The organism is Rheinheimera baltica (genome assembly GCF_030731985.1).
Lineage (GTDB): Bacteria > Pseudomonadota > Gammaproteobacteria > Enterobacterales > Alteromonadaceae > Alishewanella > Alishewanella baltica.
Map to the genome: position 1 here is coordinate 244,141 of NZ_JAPJDY010000002.1, position 19,175 is coordinate 263,315.

General features: G+C 48.2%; 16 protein-coding genes. 7 read left to right on the plus strand and 9 right to left on the minus strand.

The genetic code is table 11. The annotated features are described in order from the left end of the window. Positions 1 to 77: 77 nt before the first annotated feature. The 7 genes from ORJ00_RS03975 to ORJ00_RS04005 all read right to left on the minus strand — a co-directional run bounded on the left by ORJ00_RS03975 (position 78) and on the right by ORJ00_RS04005 (position 6,469). Positions 78 to 1,121: a LacI family DNA-binding transcriptional regulator gene (locus ORJ00_RS03975; RefSeq protein WP_306126087.1), complete on the minus strand. Its 1,044-nt coding sequence runs from the start codon at positions 1,119 to 1,121 to the stop codon at positions 78 to 80. 4 nt (positions 1,122 to 1,125) lie between these two features. Next, entirely contained in the window at positions 1,126 to 1,908 is a 783-nt protein-coding gene (locus ORJ00_RS03980; protein ID WP_306139054.1) for an IclR family transcriptional regulator, read from the minus strand. A 26-nt stretch (positions 1,909 to 1,934) separates the two neighbouring features. Then, complete coding sequence (locus ORJ00_RS03985) at positions 1,935 to 3,230, minus strand: TRAP transporter large permease (RefSeq protein WP_306139055.1); 1,296 nt, start codon at positions 3,228 to 3,230, stop codon at positions 1,935 to 1,937. After that, positions 3,230 to 3,730: a TRAP transporter small permease gene (locus ORJ00_RS03990; RefSeq protein WP_305977184.1), complete on the minus strand. Its 501-nt coding sequence runs from the start codon at positions 3,728 to 3,730 to the stop codon at positions 3,230 to 3,232. Before ORJ00_RS03990 ends, ORJ00_RS03985 begins: the two co-directional genes overlap by 1 nt. Continuing rightward, on the minus strand, positions 3,723 to 4,730 hold the full coding sequence (locus tag ORJ00_RS03995; RefSeq protein ID WP_306139056.1) for a TRAP transporter substrate-binding protein: 1,008 nt from the start codon (positions 4,728 to 4,730) through the stop codon (positions 3,723 to 3,725). The genes ORJ00_RS03990 and ORJ00_RS03995 overlap by 8 nt, the downstream gene beginning before the upstream one ends. 106 nt (positions 4,731 to 4,836) lie before the next feature. Then, the gene (gene kduI / locus ORJ00_RS04000) at positions 4,837 to 5,679 is read right to left on the minus strand and encodes a 5-dehydro-4-deoxy-D-glucuronate isomerase (RefSeq protein ID WP_305977182.1); all 843 of its coding nucleotides are present in this window, start codon (positions 5,677 to 5,679) and stop codon (positions 4,837 to 4,839) included. A gap of 31 nt (positions 5,680 to 5,710) precedes the next feature. Beyond that, entirely contained in the window at positions 5,711 to 6,469 is a 759-nt protein-coding gene (locus ORJ00_RS04005) for an SDR family oxidoreductase (RefSeq protein WP_305977181.1), read from the minus strand. Between the two features lie 373 nt (positions 6,470 to 6,842). Between ORJ00_RS04005 and ORJ00_RS04010 the strand changes: the two genes are divergently transcribed. From ORJ00_RS04010 to ORJ00_RS04025, 4 genes are all read left to right on the plus strand, one after another. Continuing rightward, positions 6,843 to 9,626 (plus strand): TonB-dependent receptor, encoded by a 2,784-nt coding sequence (locus ORJ00_RS04010; protein ID WP_305977180.1) that lies wholly within the window; start codon positions 6,843 to 6,845, stop codon positions 9,624 to 9,626. A gap of 123 nt (positions 9,627 to 9,749) precedes the next feature. Beyond that, positions 9,750 to 12,260, plus strand: a complete 2,511-nt coding sequence (locus ORJ00_RS04015) for a glycoside hydrolase family 88 protein (RefSeq protein WP_306139057.1) — start codon at positions 9,750 to 9,752, stop codon at positions 12,258 to 12,260. A 257-nt stretch (positions 12,261 to 12,517) separates the two neighbouring features. Next, positions 12,518 to 13,528: a pectinesterase family protein gene (locus ORJ00_RS04020; RefSeq protein WP_306139058.1), complete on the plus strand. Its 1,011-nt coding sequence runs from the start codon at positions 12,518 to 12,520 to the stop codon at positions 13,526 to 13,528. Further along, positions 13,525 to 14,277: a rhamnogalacturonan acetylesterase gene (locus ORJ00_RS04025; RefSeq protein ID WP_306139059.1), complete on the plus strand. Its 753-nt coding sequence runs from the start codon at positions 13,525 to 13,527 to the stop codon at positions 14,275 to 14,277. The genes ORJ00_RS04020 and ORJ00_RS04025 overlap by 4 nt, the downstream gene beginning before the upstream one ends. Positions 14,278 to 14,323: 46 nt before the next feature. Here the strand turns inward: ORJ00_RS04025 and grpE are convergent, their stop codons facing one another. Continuing rightward, entirely contained in the window at positions 14,324 to 14,887 is a 564-nt protein-coding gene (grpE, locus tag ORJ00_RS04030; RefSeq protein WP_306126084.1) for a nucleotide exchange factor GrpE, read from the minus strand. 30 nt (positions 14,888 to 14,917) lie between these two features. Beyond that, entirely contained in the window at positions 14,918 to 15,949 is a 1,032-nt protein-coding gene (gene hrcA, locus ORJ00_RS04035; protein WP_306139060.1) for a heat-inducible transcriptional repressor HrcA, read from the minus strand. A gap of 127 nt (positions 15,950 to 16,076) precedes the next feature. Between hrcA and nadK the strand changes: the two genes are divergently transcribed. The 3 genes from nadK to ORJ00_RS04050 all read left to right on the plus strand — a co-directional run bounded on the left by nadK (position 16,077) and on the right by ORJ00_RS04050 (position 19,150). After that, positions 16,077 to 16,958: an NAD(+) kinase gene (nadK, locus tag ORJ00_RS04040; protein ID WP_306126082.1), complete on the plus strand. Its 882-nt coding sequence runs from the start codon at positions 16,077 to 16,079 to the stop codon at positions 16,956 to 16,958. A 100-nt stretch (positions 16,959 to 17,058) separates the two neighbouring features. Next, on the plus strand, positions 17,059 to 18,732 hold the full coding sequence (gene recN / locus ORJ00_RS04045; RefSeq protein ID WP_306139061.1) for a DNA repair protein RecN: 1,674 nt from the start codon (positions 17,059 to 17,061) through the stop codon (positions 18,730 to 18,732). Positions 18,733 to 18,799: 67 nt separating this feature from the next. Further along, positions 18,800 to 19,150, plus strand: coding sequence for an outer membrane protein assembly factor BamE (locus tag ORJ00_RS04050; RefSeq protein WP_027669708.1), 351 nt, complete (start codon positions 18,800 to 18,802; stop codon positions 19,148 to 19,150). Positions 19,151 to 19,175: the final 25 nt, after the last annotated feature.

The window sequence follows — 19,175 nt, forward strand, 5'->3', positions numbered from 1 at the left end:
CCGGTGGCAAGCCATTGAATAAATTTTTTGCTAGCGGTGGCAAAAATAGTTATCCAAGTAATGCAGGTTTAATAAACTTACTCTGTTGAATCATTAACACGCGCGGTAGATTCACGCACAACTAACGTCGGTGCAACTTTAGCCGCCACGTTAGATGCGGCTTTGTCGTTGTTCTCAATCGACATAATCATTTTACTGGTAGCAAGCAATGCCATTTGCCGCACGGGGCGTTTTATGGTGGTTAGAGCGGGTATTACTCTGGATGCCAACATATTGTCATCAAAACCGGCTACTGATAATTGCACAGGCACATTAATTCCCAGGCTGTGCGCCACTTTTAATACACCTGCAGCCATTTGGTCATTGTTAGCAAAAATGGCAGTGGGTTTTTCATCGCGCTGCAACAACTGACGCGCACATTCAATACCGGTCTCGTAAGTGTTATTACCTTCAATGATCCAGTCTGGGCGTAATTTTATTCCATAAGCTGACAAGCCCAGCTGAAAGCCTTCCATCCGCTCTGTGGACGACTTATAACGATGTGGACCGCTGATAAATGCAATTTTTTGATGGCCAAGTTGAGCAAAATAGCGCGCCATTTCAGCGGCGGCGGCTCTGTCATCAGACACGACTATATGTTTAGGCTCATCTAATGCCACCGAGCTTAAACGGACATAAGGGTTACCAGACTCTTTTAATGCCTGAGCCAACAATTCCGACTCTGACACTGGCGGTAAAACAATAACGCCATCCAATTTAGAACGCTGCATAAAACGCAAACAGTCTTGTACCAGTGTTTCGCTGCGGTAGCGGCAGGGATGCACCACCAGTTCATATCCCAGGTTAGAGCAGACCTCTAAAACGCCACGCTGTACGTCATCAAGATAAAGTGCATCAGGGTTGTCGTAAATGAGCCCCAACAAGTAAGAGCGGCTAGAGGCTAAGCCCCGCGCCTGCGTATTAGGCGAATACTTTAATTCGCTTATGACTTTTTCTACCCGTATGCGGGTAGCTTCGCCCACACTGAGTGAATTATTGATAACACGCGACACGGTGCGTTTAGACACGCCGGCAATACGGGCAACATCATTTATAGTGGCTTGTTTTTGCATAAGTCTCATCTTATTAACCACGCGCGCTGTTTGCCACCAGCTGAGGCCGGTAGGTGCTTAGTGCAATATCAATCGCGGTTTGTTTTACGCTAGCAATAAGGACTGAGTGCTGATGCTGACAAAACAACATTGACGGCCCGGTAACGCCGACGGCAGCAACCACATTACCCTGGCTATTACGTATCGGCACGGCCAGACATCGCACATCGTCATGGTATTCTAATTCGTCGCTAGCATAACCGCGCGCGAGTACCCGCTGCAACTCTGTTGTTAACTCAGGTAGCTGGGTCAGACTATTTTTTGTGCGTTGTTTAAATAAACCATCGGCGGCCATCGCAGCCAACTGATCAAAATGATGGAAGGCTAAAAACACTTTTCCTGCAGCAGAGCAATTAAAATGGGCAACGGTACCGGGCCGCGCTGCCAAGCGCATTGGGTTCAGGCTATCACATACCTCTACTAACAATGCGCCTTGCGCATGGGGCATGGCCAAGTGACAGCTAAGCCCGGTTTTCAACGCCAGTTGTTGCAACATGGGTAACGCTTGCTGCTGCAGACGCTGCGAACTGAGCAAACTTAACCCCATTTTAAATAACTGCGCACCCACCAGATAACGTTTACCGTGTTTTTCCAACACTTGCTCCTGGCACAACGTCTGCAAAATGCGAAACGCCGTTGTGCGCGGCACGGCTAAACGCTGCTCTAACTCAGTCAAACTCAGGCCCTGCTCAGATTCTGTCACCAGCGACAAAATACGACAGGCATTGGCTAAATTTGGAATAACATAGCTGACCATAAGTTAACTCCTGCGCCAGGCGGCAGTTAAAAACCAAACTGAGCCGGTAACCATTCACTGATGGCCGGCACATAAGTAACTAACATCAGCACCACAAACATGGCCAGGTACAACGGCATGAGTGGCCGTATAATCGCTTCAAGTTTGGTTTTGGCAATGGCACAGCTGACAAACAGCACACTCCCTACTGGGGGGGACACTAAGCCAATAGACAAGTTTAGCACCAGCATAATGCCAAAATGCAGCGGGCTCATGCCTAGTTCAACCGCAACAGGCAAAAAGATCGGGGTAAAAATTAGTACCGCAGGTGTCATATCCATAAAAGCGCCAACTAACAGCAATATCAAATTTATCATCAGTAAAATTAATAGCGGGTTATCACTAAGCGCCAACATTGCCGCACTCATCGCCTGCGGGATCTGCTCATATGATAGGATCCACGACATTGCTGACGATGTCGCAATAAGGGCAAGTACAATGGCCGTTGTTTCAGCGGCTTTAATGAGGATACCGGGTAATTCAGTCGTTTTAACTTCCCGGTATATACCGACAGCCAGCATGAGTGAATACACCACAGCAATGGCGCCCGCCTCTGTAGCGGTAAAAACCCCACTGACAATGCCGCCAATCACCAACACAATCATAAACAAACTAGGTATCGCCGCCGCCACTTTTTGTAAGACCAGTTTGAGTGGCAGCCGTGCACCTACCGGGTAACCTTTTAACTTGGCATAACCCGCGCATACAATCATCAGGGCCACACCTAATAAAATACCCGGCAGATAACCAGCAATAAATAATGCGGCTATCGAGACACCACCACTGGCAATAGCATACACAATCAAAATATTGCTAGGCGGAATAAGCATACCCGTTGTGGCTGCCGCAGCAGTAACAGCTGCGCTGTAGTTAACGTCATAACCTTGTTTTTTCATCTCTGGCAGCATAAAGCTGCCAATGGCAGATGTTGCAGCAACGGCTGAGCCAGAAATGGCACCAAAAAACATACACGACACAACATTAACCAAGGCCAAACCGCCAGGTAACATACCAATTAACGCCATTGCACATTCAATTAGCCGCTTAGCAATGCCGCCGCGCCCCATAATTTGCCCGGACAACACAAAAAATGGGATGGCTAATAGGGCAAAGCTGTTAATACCGCCAGCCATACGCTGCGCCATTGTCGTTACTGCGGGCAGTATATCTACACTTAGCAACATGGTCGCAAGCGTTGCCATACCAATACAAAACGAAATAGGAACGTTTAGTAGCAATAAGCCAAAAAACACCACCAGTAATACGATAATTGCCATTTCCATTAGTGCATCTCCTTAACCGGCGGCAGCGCTTTTCCTGTCACTAAGGCATACAACTGGCATACACCGTAAAACGCAATTAACACGCCTGATAACGGTACTGCGATGTAGATATAGGCCATTTTAATATCCAGTGCCGCTGACATCTGGTTCAATTCGTAGGTTAGCGCCACTAAATTACCTCCACCTAACACCATCACCACCAGGGCAAACAACACCACCGCGCAGGTAAGCACTACGGCCAACTTGCGCTGTATTTGCAGGCTAAATTTATTGGTAACAATATCTAAACCCAGATGCATGCCGGTGCGATACGCAAATGCGGTACCTACCATACCAATCCATATTAGCAAGGCACGCGATAACTCCTCGGTAATGGAGCTGGGCGCATTAAGTACAAAGCGAGATACCACTTGCCAGCAAACGACCAGCACGATGGCCGCCATCAGTATCGCGAGAAAGCGCATCAGCACGGCATCAATAGGATAAAGTAGCTTATTCATCGCTTGCCTCCTGCGTATTACCAACAATAGCAATTTGTTGCAGTAAGGGGCCGATGTCGGTTTGCTGTAAGCTTTGATGGAACGGCGCTACGGCATCCCGAAACGGCTGTTTATCCGGTGTAATCACCTTAACGCCGGCCGCTTTAACTGCCGCTAACGCATCGTCAGAGGACTGTTGCCAGGCTTCACGCTGATATGCAATAGAGTCGTCTACCGCCTGTTGCAACCATTGCTGCCGCTCTGCAGATAACCCTTGCCATACTGGCAAGCTCACAATTAGCACATCGGGTACCGATGTATGTTCGTCTAAAGTGTAATATTTGGTTAATTCGTAATGTCGGGATAAATACAGACTGGGTGGATTGTTCTCAGCACCGTCGACAACCCCCTGTTGCAACGCGGTGTAAAGCTCGCCCCAGTCAACCGGGGTTGCCGCCCCACCAAGCGCTTCAACCATACGCACTGCGGTTTGGCTGGCTAATACGCGAAATTTCTTGCCAACTAAATCTGCCGGGCTATTAATTTCAGTGTTGGTAGAATAAAAACTACGGCTGCCAGCATCGTAGTAACCCAAACCGCGCAAACGGGCTTGTTGCAACGCCAGTAGTAAATTGGTGCCTACATCGCCATTTAACACGCGCCACAAGTGCGGGTTATCATTAAAAATATAGGGCACGCTAAACACGCGCATCTGCGGCACAAAGCTTTCAACAGAGCTGGCTGACACCTTGGTCATCGCCAGGCTGCCAATTTGCAGCAGCTCTATCAATTCACGCTCGTTACCTAACTGACCTCCGCTGTATATTTCAACCGCCATGGTGCCGCCCGAATACTGTTCCAGCCGTTCGCCCATTAAGACCATCGCTTTGTGTACAACGTGTTCCTGATCTAATGTATGCGCCAGACGCAACGTAGTGACATCCTGATGCGGCTTACAACCTAATAGCAGCGCAGCGGCCATCAGCAGCAAGCTCGATGCCCGCCAGGTAATATATTTCATAACTCGTCCTACCCTGTTGCTTCGGTCGGCGCGTCTGCTCGCGCGCCTTACCGGGTGTGCGCCCGCATAGTACAGGCTCAAATTGAAACGTCGAAAATACCAGTGCTTACTTCATCGCACTGGCAGGAAATTTATCCATGTCGTGGTAGTCTAAATTCTCACCAGCCATGCCCCAGATAAACGCATAATTGCTGGTACCGCAGCCACTGTGAATAGACCAGGCCGGTGACACGACTGCTTGCTCGTTAGCCACCCAAATATGCCGGGTTTCTTGGGGTTGTCCCATAAAATGACAAACACGCTGATCATCAGCCAGATTAAAGTAAAAATACGCCTCCATGCGCCGGTCATGCTGATGCGCAGGCATGGTATTCCATACACTGCCCGGCTTTAACACGGTTAACCCCATTTGCAGCTGACAAGTTTCAACCACGTCGTTAATCATTAACTGATGGATCGCCCGCTCATTTGACGTTTCCAATGCGCCCATTTGTAACACCGTGCACTTATCCATCGTCAAATGTTTGGTTGGGTACGCATGGTGAGCCGGCGCCGAATTTAAATAAAACTTAGCCGGTTTGCTGGCATCGTCACTGGAAAAACTCACATCACGCGCGCCCATACCTACGTACAATGCCTCAGTGTTTTTAAGCACGTATTCGGTGCCATCAACACTGACCTTACCAGTACCACCAACATTGATAATACCCAGTTCACGGCGCTGCAGAAAAAACTGCGCTTTAAGCGCCTCTGGTGCAGTTAATGCCACTGCCGTCTGCACAGGTACAGCACTACCTACGATTACACGCTCATAGTGTGTGTAACACAGTACTAACTTATCGCGTTGCATCAGGTTATCTACCAGAAAATGCTGGCGCAGCTCGTCAGTATCGTAATGCTTTACGTCGTCCGGATGCGTTGGGTAACGGCTTTCAAAAAGTACAGTCATGCTAACCTCAATAAAATAAAATGAATTCGAATTAACGCGCTAGCCAACCACCATCAACGGCCAATATATGACCATTAACGTAATTACTCGCGCCTGACGCCAAGAATACCGCAGCGCCAGCTAAATCTTCAGGCTCGCCCCAACGTGCCGCGGGAATACGGGCGGTAATAGCCGCATTGCGCGCAGTATCGGCTTGCAATGCCGCAGTGTTATCCGTTTTAAAGTAGCCCGGCGCTATCGCATTCACCTGGATGTTGTGCTGGGCCCATTCATTGGCCAGCGCCTTTGTCACACCTGCGATTGCGTGCTTACTGGCGGTATAAGCCGGTACCGTAATACCACCACTGTACGACAGCATAGACGCTATATTTATAATTTTGCCCTGCTGGCGTTTAATCATCTCGGTACCTAAGCGCTGGCTTAGCAAAAAGGCCGCATCGACATTCACGGCCATCACCTTGTGCCATTCCTGCATGGGAAATTCGTGTGCCGGGGCGCGAAATATGGTGCCGCCACAATTAACCAGAATGCCAATAGGTCCCAATGCCAATGCTTGTTGCGCTAACTGTTCAACGGCCGCTTCATTACTTAAATCAGCGGCCAAACCACTTGCATTGCCTCCTGCCGCCGTAATTTTTGCTACGGTGTCGCGACTGCCTTCTTGCGTTGAGCTGGTACAGATCACGTTAGCACCGGCCGCCGCTAGCGCCACTGCGATGGCTTGCCCTAACCCTCTGCTGGCTCCGGTGACTAATGCGGTCTGTCCTGCCAGTGAAAATAACGATGTCATTAGGCTCTCCTATTCTTTTTTAGCCGCTTCTCAACCTAAAATTTTGTTCACATATGGAACAAACAACCAAATCAAAAAACAGACATTAAATAATACATTTCAACAAGTTAAATCAATGAACCCCGTAAGGTGCAAAAATAAAACTGATTTAATTTCCATCAATAATTGACAGATTTTAGCTGATAGTGTTAGCTTTTTGCCATCGGTGGCATAAAATTGCAAGTTTTTTTTGCCACCGGTAGACAAAGCGCTTAAGCTGAATACAAAACAGGCAAATCAACAGGGAGCAAGCCCCTTTTGCTCCAAGAATTTATAAAGCCGGGCATGACCCAGGCAAAGACAACAGGTCAAAATCAGGACGAGGTGAACAAACATGGCTACTCGACATTCGCAATTCCGCCCCAGCCAGCTGGCGCGCTCACTTACACTGGCAGGTTTAGCAACACTGCTTGGTGCTGCCCCTACACTGCAAGCACAAGACACTCAGCAACAGCCACCCGCGCAGGTGCAGGAAGAAGAAATTGAAGTGATCACCGTTAGCGGCGGATTTCGCGGCAGTTTAGCCAGTGCACTAAACCAGAAACGCTTTGAAACCGGCTCTACCGACACCATTAAAGCTGAAGACATTGCTGACTTTCCAGATCTTAACCTCGCCGAATCTTTGCAACGTATCCCAGGTGTTGCCATTAGCCGCGTGGCCGGTGAAGGTAGGCAAATATCCGTTCGCGGCCTAGGCCCCGATTTTACCCGGGTTCGTATCAACGGTATGGAGGCACAATCTACCAGCGGCGGCACTGATGCTATCGGTGGTGCAAACCGCGGGCGTGGCTTTGATTTTAATACTTTTTCATCTGATTTATTCAGTGAGCTTACGGTACGTAAAACAGCCTCAGCCAATATTGAAGAAGGCTCTTTAGGTGCTACGGTAGACCTGCGTACAGCCCGCCCATTCGATTACGATGGTTTAACCTTTGCCGCAAACGTACAGGCTGGCTACAACGATTTATCAGAAGAAATTGATCCCAAGGCGTCGTTTTTAGTGAGTAATATTTTTGCCGACGGTAAGTTTGGTGCGCTGTTTTCACTGGCTATGTCGGAGCGTAACATAGTCGATAACGGTGCCAGCACAGTGCGCTGGGACAACTCCAATGATTTTGGTAGCTACCTTGGTGATACAAGTGCACCAGAGCTGACGGCGATCAATGATGGTTTCCGCCCTCGCTTACCGCGTTACGACTCTTACACCCACAATGTAAAACGCACCGGTGCCGCTGCAGCATTTGAATTCCGCCCTACTCAGGAAACACGGTTTAACTTTGACCTGTTATATTCAAAAGACGACTCCAGCCGTAATGAGATTTTTTCACAGGGCATTTTAAACAATAACGCCATTGCGGCGCGAATGAATGTGCTGGACTACGAAATTGACGACAGCAATACGGTTACCTATGCCGCCTTTGAAAATGCTACGCTGCGCAATGAAAATCGCTACGATGAGTTATCTACTGAGTTTTTACAAATTTCACTGAGCGCCCAACATCAGCTAACCGACAATATCAAAATAGACGGTATGATTGGCCGCGCTAAATCAGAGTTCGACAACCCAATTCAAACCACTATTGTAATGGAAAAAACCGGTGTTGATTTTAGCTACGATTATCGTGGCGCTAAGCGTCAGTCACCCGAAATTATCTATGGCGCCAGCGCCTATGTGGCCGATGATTGGACAATTAACAGTGTAAGATTACGTCCTTTGGGCGCAGAAAACACCTTTGACAACGCCGCGGTAAACTTAGAATACGTACTGAATGATAACCTAACATTACACAGTGGTTTGCATTACAAGAAATTTCAATTTGAAACCCGCGAAGCCCGCTTAGCGAAAGAAGGTGGTTTAGTCGGAACCAATAACTTACCGATGCCCACCGACCTTATCACCACGCACAATTCCGGCCTGGGTGCATCAAACGCCTGGCTAATACCTAACTTAAACGCATTTGCTGATGCTTATGGCATTTATAGCAATAGCGGTGATTTTGTGGTGAGTACCGATAATCGCCGGGCAGATAACTACTCAGCGGATGAAAAGACGCTGGGGGCTTATGTGCAACTGGCATTTGAGACGGAACTTGGTGATACCACCATTCGCGGTGACGTAGGCGGTCGGTATATTTCAACCGACCAGTCTTCTACAGCCTGGGCATCATTGGGAGGAACCCAGACTTTAGTCACCGCCGAGCATGATTACAGCGATTTTTTACCGTCACTAAACATAGTTTTCGAGCCATTGGATGATGTGCTAATTCGTTTTGGTTATGCAGAAGTAATGGCGCGTGCCGGCTTGGGCAGTATTCGTCCAAACGTTTCTGTGTCAGTATCTGGCGGCTCTCGCAGTATTAGTGGGGGCAACCCAACACTCGAGCCTACGACAGCAAAAACCTATGATTTAGGCTTAGAACTGTACTTTGACAATGAGTCACTACTGGGTGTTGCGGTATTCCGCAAAGACATCGACAGTTACGTACAGGGCTTACGCGAAACCAAACCCTTTACTGAAACGGGTTTACCAATACAGGCGGCAATTGATGCCTGTAATGCAGGCCCCGGTTATGGTGCCGAGTTTGGCTGTACAGAAAATGACGAATGGCAAACCAACACACCGCTCAATGGTCCTGGTGGCGACCTATACGGCTTTGAAGTGCAATATCAAATGCCGTTTACCTTCTTACCTGAATTTTGGGATCGTTTTGGCTTTATCGGTAACTACACTTACGTAAAAGCGCAGCTAGATTACGTAAACGCTGACGGCCAATTGTTAGCCACCCGCGATTTGCAAGGTTTGTCTGAAAATACCCGTAGTGCCACCTTGTACTATGAAGATGATGCCTTAAGTGCCCGGGTATCGCTAACAGACCGCTCACGTTATCTAACAAACGCCATTGGCCGTAACAACAACGATATGGAAGGCACCAATGCTACCCGTAACATTGACGCGTCAGTCTCTTATCAGTTAACAGAGCAATGGAAAGTCAGTTTTGAAGCACTTAACCTTACCGACGAAGTGGATGATCAGTGGGTGGATTCCAGCGGTAATCGCTTAACCTACTACCATGAAACGGGCCGGCAATATTACATTGGTGCGCAATACAAGTTCTAATCAAGCGTCACAGCCTCACTCGCTAGCCTGAACTTAGCGGGTGGCGGTTTACTGCAAAACGCCAAGCCAAGGACGGCGCGTTTTATCTAGCAAGGACAGATAAATTGTAATAACAGGTATTTTATGGCCCGCATTCTTTTTGGCAAAACGGTATTAAGTTTAAGTATTGTCGCTATCGTCAGCGCTTGCTCGCCGCAACCGGCTACCACTGACCTTTCAACTGATAGCGCTTTCGCTACTAACTCTTCAGCCAACAACTTTGGCACCAGCGATGATGCAACACTTGCCACGCTCTTTGTTAGTAACCCGTCAACCTTTGCCCGCTTTCAGCAAACGCTGATAATCCCATTTTATGATCTGGGGTTAACGGCAGCTCAGGCTCAAGCGCTGGTGGATCAGCAAGCGGGCGAAAATGTGGCATCGCAATTGATTGACCACAACGGTGATGGCAGCAAAGACAGCCTATTGCTGCAACTTGATTTTGTCGCTGCCGAACAAAAGCAACTTACCATTAGCAGTAACACTGAACGCTTTAACGCCCAACAATTAACTAAACGCACCCAAGCTGAAATTTCACATAAAATTGGCGGTGAATGGCAAGCTGAAAAATACATAGGGGGCGAATTTAAAAATGTCAGCGAACTAACTCCGCCACCGCAATATACTGATCATTCCGAATGGATCCGCTACGAAGGCCCGGGTATTGAGTCTGATAAAGTCGGCTACCGTATTTACCTGGACTGGCGTAACGGCTTTGATGTGTTTGGTAACAAAACCGGCAAACCCGTACTCCACAACATTGGCCTTGACGGTTACAGCTCATATCACAACATGGCTGACTGGGGTATGGACTTGCTAAAAGTAGGTAAGTCACTGGGTGCCGGCGGCTTTGGTTACTGGGACGGCGAAAAAGTACAACTGGTATCCAATATCAGTGGCCATACGGCAAAAGTGATTGAAGATGGTGCTTTGTACTCGGCACTACAAATTCAGTATAAAGACTGGCAAATTGCCGGCAAAACGCGTCAACTTACCGCCAATTTGGCAATGACAGCAGGCAGCCGCCTGGTGCATACACGTTTAACCACTAGCGAACCGATAGACAATATTGCAATTGGTTTGGTTAAACTGCCTAAAACTACACTTCTGCAAGGTAAGCAGGATATACCTGGTCACAGTTGGACCTATCTGGCCACGTGGGGCGAGCAAACGCTAACTGGCGGCAGTGATAAAATGGGCATGGCCGTGCTATTTAAAAAAGGAACAAACAAACAAATTACCGGTGATGAACACAGCCATGTCGCAGTGCTAACGCCTGACAGCAATGAGCTGGAATATTATTTCCTTTCAGCTTGGGATGGCGAACCCGGTGGGATAACAACCGAAGCGGAATTTGTTGCCTACCTTGAGCAAGAAATAGAAAAGTTAACCATGCCGCCCAGGCTTTCGCTTAAAACCGCCTATTCAGAACAGCAGAAAACAGCCACCTTAACCGCTGACGTTGCGCTGGATTGGAGCGAGCGATTAGCGGCCAGCGAAATGCAGCGGCAAACACCGTATTACGCCTATGGCGGCTGGGACTATGAACGCCAGCGCCCCAGCAAATGGGAATACACCACTGGTTTGCAACTGCAGGCCTATGATGACCTGCTAAAACTGCGCCCAAACGCCCAGTGGCAGCAAGTACTCACCGATGTAATTGACTCCTTCATTACACCAGAAGGCGATATCCGCACCTACAAAATAAGTAACTACAATATTGACAGCCTAAATACCGGCAATATGTTACTGCGTGAATACCAGCGCAACCCCAAGCCACAATACAAACAAGCCCTGGATTTACTGCGCAAGCAACTTAACAACCACCCGCGTACCAAGGAAGGGGCGTTTTGGCATAAGAAAATTTATCCACACCAATTGTGGCTGGATGGGGTCTACATGGGTATGCCATTTCTAGCCAACTACAGCCAGGCTTTTGAACAAGGCCATGCCTTTGATGAAGTAGTTAAAGAATTTACTATTAGCCGGGCAAAACTGCGCGATCCTGCCACAGGCTTGTACTTTCACGCCTGGGATGAAGCACGCCAGCAGGAATGGGCCAACAAAGATACCGGCCTGGCCAGCCAGTTTTGGGGCCGGGGTTTAGGATGGTTAGCCATGGCACTGGTGGATGTGTTGGATATCATCCCTGCAGATCAAGCTGACTTGCGCCAACCACTACTGGATATGACGACAGAGCTGGCCGCAGCGCTGGTAAAGGTTCAAGACGCTCAAACTGGTACCTGGTACCAGATTTTGGACAAACCGGATGCCACGGGTAATTATTTAGAATCCTCTGCCAGCAGCATGTTTACTTACTTTTTTGCCAAGGCCGTAAACAAAGGTTATCTGGATGCGCGTTATAAAGACACTGCAATCAAAGCCTATCAGGGCCTGGTAGATGAATTCATTCTGGTCCATCCGGATAACAGCGTTAGTTTAGTAAACACCTGTCAGGTGGCCGGTTTAGGCTTTGGCCGAGACGGCAGCTATGAATACTATATGAGCGAGCCGGTGTTTCGTAACGACGCCAAAGCAAACGGCCCCTTTATTATGGCCGGTGTGCAAATGGCTAAACTGCTTGGCACTAACTAAGTTTCTTCCTGTGTTTAGCCGGTTTTGATGCTTCGGCACGAACCGGCTTGCCCACGCTAACACGCCGTGAACCCATCCTGAGGGCGCGATTATAAACTTCGTCCATGAAGTTACCCTTCGGGCCAGCAGAGCTGTTCAAATTCGTTCCAAACGAATTTGTCAGCATCCGGAGTTTTGACGGTTAGCTTAGGGTAAGTCGATTTTCGCTATGCTGCCCCTGTAATCTTGTGGTACCGGCTTTTTTTGGAATCAACAATATGCAAAAAGCTCTTCAACTCTGCACTCTGTCACTGCTGTTTATCTGCAGCATCAGCTTCGCCGATATCATCCGCCTGCAGGTAGCGCAAAGCGGCGATGCGCCCTTTCGCAGTATTCAGCAGGCGATAAACAGCCTGCCGGATAACGATACTCAGGCCATTATTCAAATTGGCCCCGGCGTGTATGCGGAAAAAATTTATCTCACCCGCAATAAGGTTGCACTGATTGGCGCAGGAATGGATAACACCGAAATTCGTGCGGCAGAGCTGCGCACCAACTGGTTAAAACAGCACCCCAGCGACTGGGGCGCAGCGGTGGTAAATATCCGCGCCAGCGACATTGCGCTGCTTAATATCAGCATTGTAAACAGTTATGGCGAACTGACCGGTGACAACGAACACCAATTTGCCGTGCGCGCCTTTGAGCAAGCTACGCGTATTATTACCGCCGACTGCCGCATTATTGCCGGCGGCGCCGATACGTTAAGCCTGTGGAATAAAACCGACGGCATGTACTACCATCACAACTGCTACTTTGAAGGTCATACCGACATGGTATGCCCGCGCGGTTGGGCTTTTTTTAGCAATAGCGTATTTATGAATAAAAAAGCCTATGCCACCTTGTGGCATGACGGTGAGTTAAACCCGCAGCAAAAAATGGTGGTGCGTGATTCGCGCTTTGAAGGAGTTCCCGGCTTTATGCTGGGTCGGCGTCACTACGACGCCCAGTTTTACCTAATAAACAATCGCTACAGTCATAATATGGCTGATAAGCCCATATTCCGTCATAACTACCCCGCAGAGCCAGAACGCAACCGGGCTAACTTGTGGGGCGACCGTTATTACTTTAGCCACACAGATAATAAGCAGGTTATTTATCCGTGGCTGCAAACTCACTTGCCTGATGATGTAACCGCAGAGCAGATCACTGCTAAGTGGACCTTTGCCGGGCGCTGGGATCCAGAGCTGCAACTAAAAACCCTGCTGAAATTAAATGAGGAAAACCAATGAAATTCCTGGTCTTACTGTTTTTGTGCCTTGTTTTAACTCAAGCTCAAGCTAATGAGCTAAAGCCACTGAAGTTGCATCTGGTAGGCGATTCGACTATGTCGGATAAACCCAATCTAGCCTACCCCGAGCGCGGCTGGGGTCAGTTGCTGCCGCAGTTTTTATTGCCGCAGTTAACCGTAGTTAATCACGCTGCCAATGGCCGAAGCACTCGCCGTTTTATCAATGAAGGCCGCTGGCAATTGGTACTTACTGAGCTGGCTGCCGGTGATTATGTGCTAATTCAGTTTGGCCATAATGATTCTAAACAATCAGATCCGGCACGCTATGCTGCCTTTGATGGCGATTATCAGCTATTTCTGCAACAGTTTATTACTCAGGTGCGCGAACATGGTGCCACACCATTGCTGGCCAGCTCAATTTGTCGGCGTAACTTTGCCGAAGATGGCAGCCTGAAACGCGATTTAGCCGATTACGCCAGCGCGGCGGCGCAAGTTGCGGAAAAAACCGGAGTAACTTTTTTTGATTTACAAAAAACCAGTTGTGATCTGTGGCAGCAGCTTGGCGTAAATGACAGTCAGCCATACTTTATTCAAGTACCCGCCGGCTTATATCAGAAGTTTCCGCAAGGCAAAGTAGACAACACACACCTTACACTGCAAGGCGCCAGTAAAATAGCGCAGTTTTTTGTGCAGGACTTACAGCGCCAACAGCATCCGTTAGCAAGCTACGTCTACCGCGAGCTGCTGTAAATTCAGCAAAAAACCGGCGTAAAGCCGGTTTTTTGCATAAACGGGCTTATTCAGGGGCTTTAGATACGCCTACCATAGCCGGGCGCAATAAGCGGCCATTTAGCTCATAGCCTTTTTGCATAACAAAAGTAACAGTATTTGGCGCAACGTCGGCAGATGGCTGAATACTCATTGCCTGATGCAGTTCCGGATTAAACGGCTGCCCCTGCGGATCTACCTGGTTTACGCCAAATTTGGCCACAGTATCAAGGAAGCTTTTAAGTGTAAGTTCAACCCCTTCCACCACGCCTTTTAATGTCTCGTCTTCCCGGTCAATAAAACCTAACGCGCGCTCCAGGTTATCAACTACCGGTAATAAATCACCGGCAAATTTTTCCAATGCAAACTTATGTGCTTTTTCCACGTCCATACTGGCACGGCGGCGCACGTTCTCAGATTCAGCTTTAATGCGCAGCATAAGGTCCTGCTGATCTGCCAGTTGCGCTTTCGTCTCAGCCAATTCGGCTTCTAATTTAGTGATAATGGCCTGCTCACCGGATAATTCAACGGTATCAGCATGCTCATTAGCTTGCTCAGTTGTGTTGTCGTTTGGCTGTTGTTGCTCAGTCATGCGTTACTACTCCCAAATTAAGTAGATGTATTATGGGGATGCTTGGCGCCGATTCAAGTTTAAATTTAACTGGCGGGCACAAGCGTCCACTAATGGAATTAATCGGGCGTAATTCATTCGCCTCGGGCCTAACAACGCAATAAAGCGTTTAGGTTGTACTTGATAGCGCTGCACTATCACACTCACGTTTGCCAGCTCGATAAAACCAGACTCTTTACCTAACAATAACTTGGGTTGTTCATCCAGCGTAACAGTTTGTAATAACTGCATTAAACCGTCCGGGCGTTCTAACATCTCCATCACCTGTTGTAGCGCGGTATTCTGCTGGTATTCTGGCGTTAACAATAATTGATGCTGGCCATAAATAAGCGGTTGATGCTGTTGTAACTCATCTAAGCTCAGTTGCCCAAGTACCTTTTGCAATAACTGCTGACATAATGCTGACTCACCACGCACTATGGTACCCAGGCGCTCAATACCATCCTGCCATTGTCCACCGCCGCCCAAGGCCGCATTAAGCAAACATAAAACCTTACTCAGGGTGCTGTTATCAATTGCGGTTTCGCAGTGCAGCACCCGATGCAAAATATCGCCATCTTCATCTATCACCACTAACAACAAGCGATCACTGGCTAAACGCACTAAGTCAATTTGCCGAACTATACGCCCATCGGCCTTTGGTGCACTGACAATAGCAACAAAACCCGTAAGGTTTGTCAGTAATTGCCCAGCTTGCTGACATAGCAGTGATACGGGTAACTGTGGTACCAGCTTTCGCTGAAGCTCCATATTCCAAAAATTGCTCAGTGGCTGTAGCTGCAGCATTTTATCAATAAACAGACGAATGCCAGCGGTGGTAGGAATACGCCCGGCTGAAGTGTGCGGTGAACGAATAAGCCCCTGTTGCTCCAATGCCATCATGGTATTTCGAACGGTGGCAGAACTTACTGCTAGTTGTGTATTATCAGCAAGCAGCTTAGATGACACCGGCTGACCATCCAACAGATACTGCTCAACAATCAGCTTTAAAATAAGCTCTGGTCTGCTTAGGGTTAACGTCATGCGCCACACTCATTTCTTCAATGACATTTGATATGGGGGCATCGCTTTACAATTCAAGCGTCTTGCATCGCTAGTGTCTAACGCACGCTGCCGTTATACTGCGAAAACGCACTGAAAGGAAACCGCTATGCAGCATGCTTTTACTACAGTTGGCTTGATCGGCAAACCGCATCATCATGGGGCAAATAATACCCTGATGGCACTCTATCTTTTTCTACAGCAGCAGGGACTGAAAATCTATGTAGAAGAACGTGTGGCCCAATCTATCAATATCCCTGACGTTGAAGTGCTGGATTTGGTTGAATTAGGCAAAAAATGCGACCTGGCGATTGTTGTAGGTGGTGATGGCAACATGCTCGGTGCTGCCAGAGTATTAGCCCGGTTTGATGTAGCGGTGTTAGGCGTTAATCGTGGAAACCTGGGGTTTCTAACCGATTTAGCCCCAGAGAACTTTCAACAACCGTTAAGCGAAGTATTAGCTGGAAATTTTGTCACTGAAAAACGCAACTTACTGGAAATATCGGTTCATCGCCACGGCACAGTAAAAAGCAGTAACAGCGCGGTAAATGAAGCCGTACTGCACGCCGACAAAGTAGCGCATATGATTGAATTTGAAGCCTACATTGATGATGAGTTTGTGTTTAGCCAGCGCTCTGACGGCTTAATTGTCAGCACGCCAACAGGCTCTACAGCCTACTCCCTTTCTGGTGGCGGCCCTATCCTTACCCCCGACCTGGACGCTGTTTGTCTGGTACCCATGTTTCCCCATACACTAAGCAGCCGTCCGCTAGTGGTATCTGGCAATAGTAACATCCGGCTAAAAGTGGCCAGCACTAACGACGCCCATTTACAAATTAGCTGCGACAGCCACGTTATACTGGCGGTTATGCCTGGCGATGATATTTATATTCGTAAGCATCCCACCCCTCTTCGGCTGGTTCACCCACCGGGTTATAGCTATTTCAACGTACTACGAAATAAGTTGGGTTGGGGTAGCAAACTTTATTAACCGGCTACTTGCCAGCGCTTAATTTACTGTATAAAGTTACTGTATAAATAACCACTGTTATTATTAACAGCAACCTTACTACTTAGCACTGGAGCAACGCATGCTGTGTCATCTGCATATCAGTAATTTTGCCATCGTTCGTGCCTTAGAAATAGACTGGGCCAATGGCATGTCTACCATTACTGGCGAAACCGGTGCCGGTAAATCTATTGCCATAGATGCATTATCGTTGTGTCTTGGTGAACGTGCAGATGCCGGTGTAGTAAGACCCGGAGCAGATAAAGCAGACATTGTCGCCAGTTTTGATATCAGCAAACTACACGCCGCGCAGCAGTGGCTTACAGAGCAAGACTTAGCTATGGGCAACGAGTGTATTGTCCGGCGCGTAGTAAGTAGCGAAGGACGTTCCAGAGGCTATATCAACGGTGTGCAAGTACCGGCGCAACAGCTAAAAGCGTTGGGACAACATTTACTGAGCATTCATGGTCAACATGCCCATCAACAGCTGCTAAAACAAGACTACCAGCGCCAGTTGCTGGACGCCTTCGCGGCCAACAGCGCAAGCCGGGACGCTACCCGCAGCGCTTGGCGCAACTGGCAACAACTGCAACGAGAATACGTTGAGCTAGAACAATCTCAACAGCAGCGAGATGCACAGCGCCAACTATTAGAATACCAGGTTGCCGAACTAGACAACTTTGCTGCATTGGAAGATGAATTCGCCGCTTTGGAAAGTGAGCATAGCCGCTTAAGCCATGGCAATACCTTGCTAAGCCAAAGCCAGCAATGCCTGCAGTTAATGTATGATGACGAGCAGCAAAATATTTATCAGGCGCTGTCTGCGGCAACAGCCCAGTTAGAGCAACTAAGCAGTTTAGACCCCGCGCTAAATAGCATTACCCAAATGCTTAACGAAGCGTTAGTGCAGACAGAAGAAGCCAGCCGGGAATTACGTCGCTACGCCGATAAAGTTGAATTAGACCCCGAACGTTTGGCACAAGTAGAAGAACGTTTAAGCCTGTGGTTAAACCTCTCCCGTAAGCATCAGGTTGCTAATGAAGCGCTACCCGCTCTGCACCAACAGTTATCAGCTCAATTGGCTACATTAACTGGCAATGATAAACGGCTACTGCAACTCGCTGACGATATCACTAAAGCGCAGCAGCAGTACGTCACAGCTGCTACGCAATTAAGCAATGAACGTGCGACGGCCGCCGGTCTGTTAAGTGAGAAAATAACAAGCAGTATGCATGAACTTAGTATGGCCAATGCCCGTTTTACTATTCAACTGCAACAGCAGAGTATTGAACAGGCCAGCGCCAACGGTCTGGACAATATTGAATTTCAGGTATCCACCAACCCCGGTCAGCCATTACAAGCGCTGCATAAGGTCGCGTCTGGCGGCGAGTTATCCCGAATCAGCTTGGCAATTCAGGTGATATTGGCGGATAAAATAACCACCCCCACACTGATATTTGATGAGGTCGATGTTGGCATTAGCGGCCCGGTCGCAGCAGGTGTAGGCCGCTTACTACGCCAGCTGGGCGAGTCAACGCAGATTATTTGTGTTACCCATTTGCCGCAGGTAGCAAGCTTAGGACATCAACAACTATTTGTAGAAAAATATACCGACGGTCAGGCTACCGAAACCCGTATGCGCCAGCTAACAGATGAAGAGCGCATCAGTGAAATAGCCCGCCTACTGGCAGGCGAAAATATCAGCGCCAGCGCTTTAGCAAACGCACGCGAACTTTTATGTACACCAGGGGTCTGAAAGAAGGTTTTTAACCGGGCGCGTCATAGGGTATGATGAGCCCATTCAGATAAAGCAGATGTGACAAATGAAAGCAGTAATAGCAACTTTAGTACTGGTAACAGCGTTAATGGGCCTAAGTGGCTGCAGCAGCTGGGTATACCGCATTGATATTCCACAAGGTAACTTTTTAGAGCAGAAAGATATCGACAAACTGCGTATTGCCATGACCAAAGAGCAGGTTAAATACGTACTAGGCACGCCAGTGGCCGCTAACGCCTTTGACAACGACACCTGGCATTATTTTTATGCGTTGAAAAGTGGTAACGGTAAGCACTTCGAAAAGCAATTAGTCATTGAATTTGAAGATAATAAATTACAGAACATTAAAGGCGATTTTGCTAAGTCTGCCGACTTTGATACGCCGCTGGATATTTAAGCGCTGCGGTTAAGTGAAAAAAACC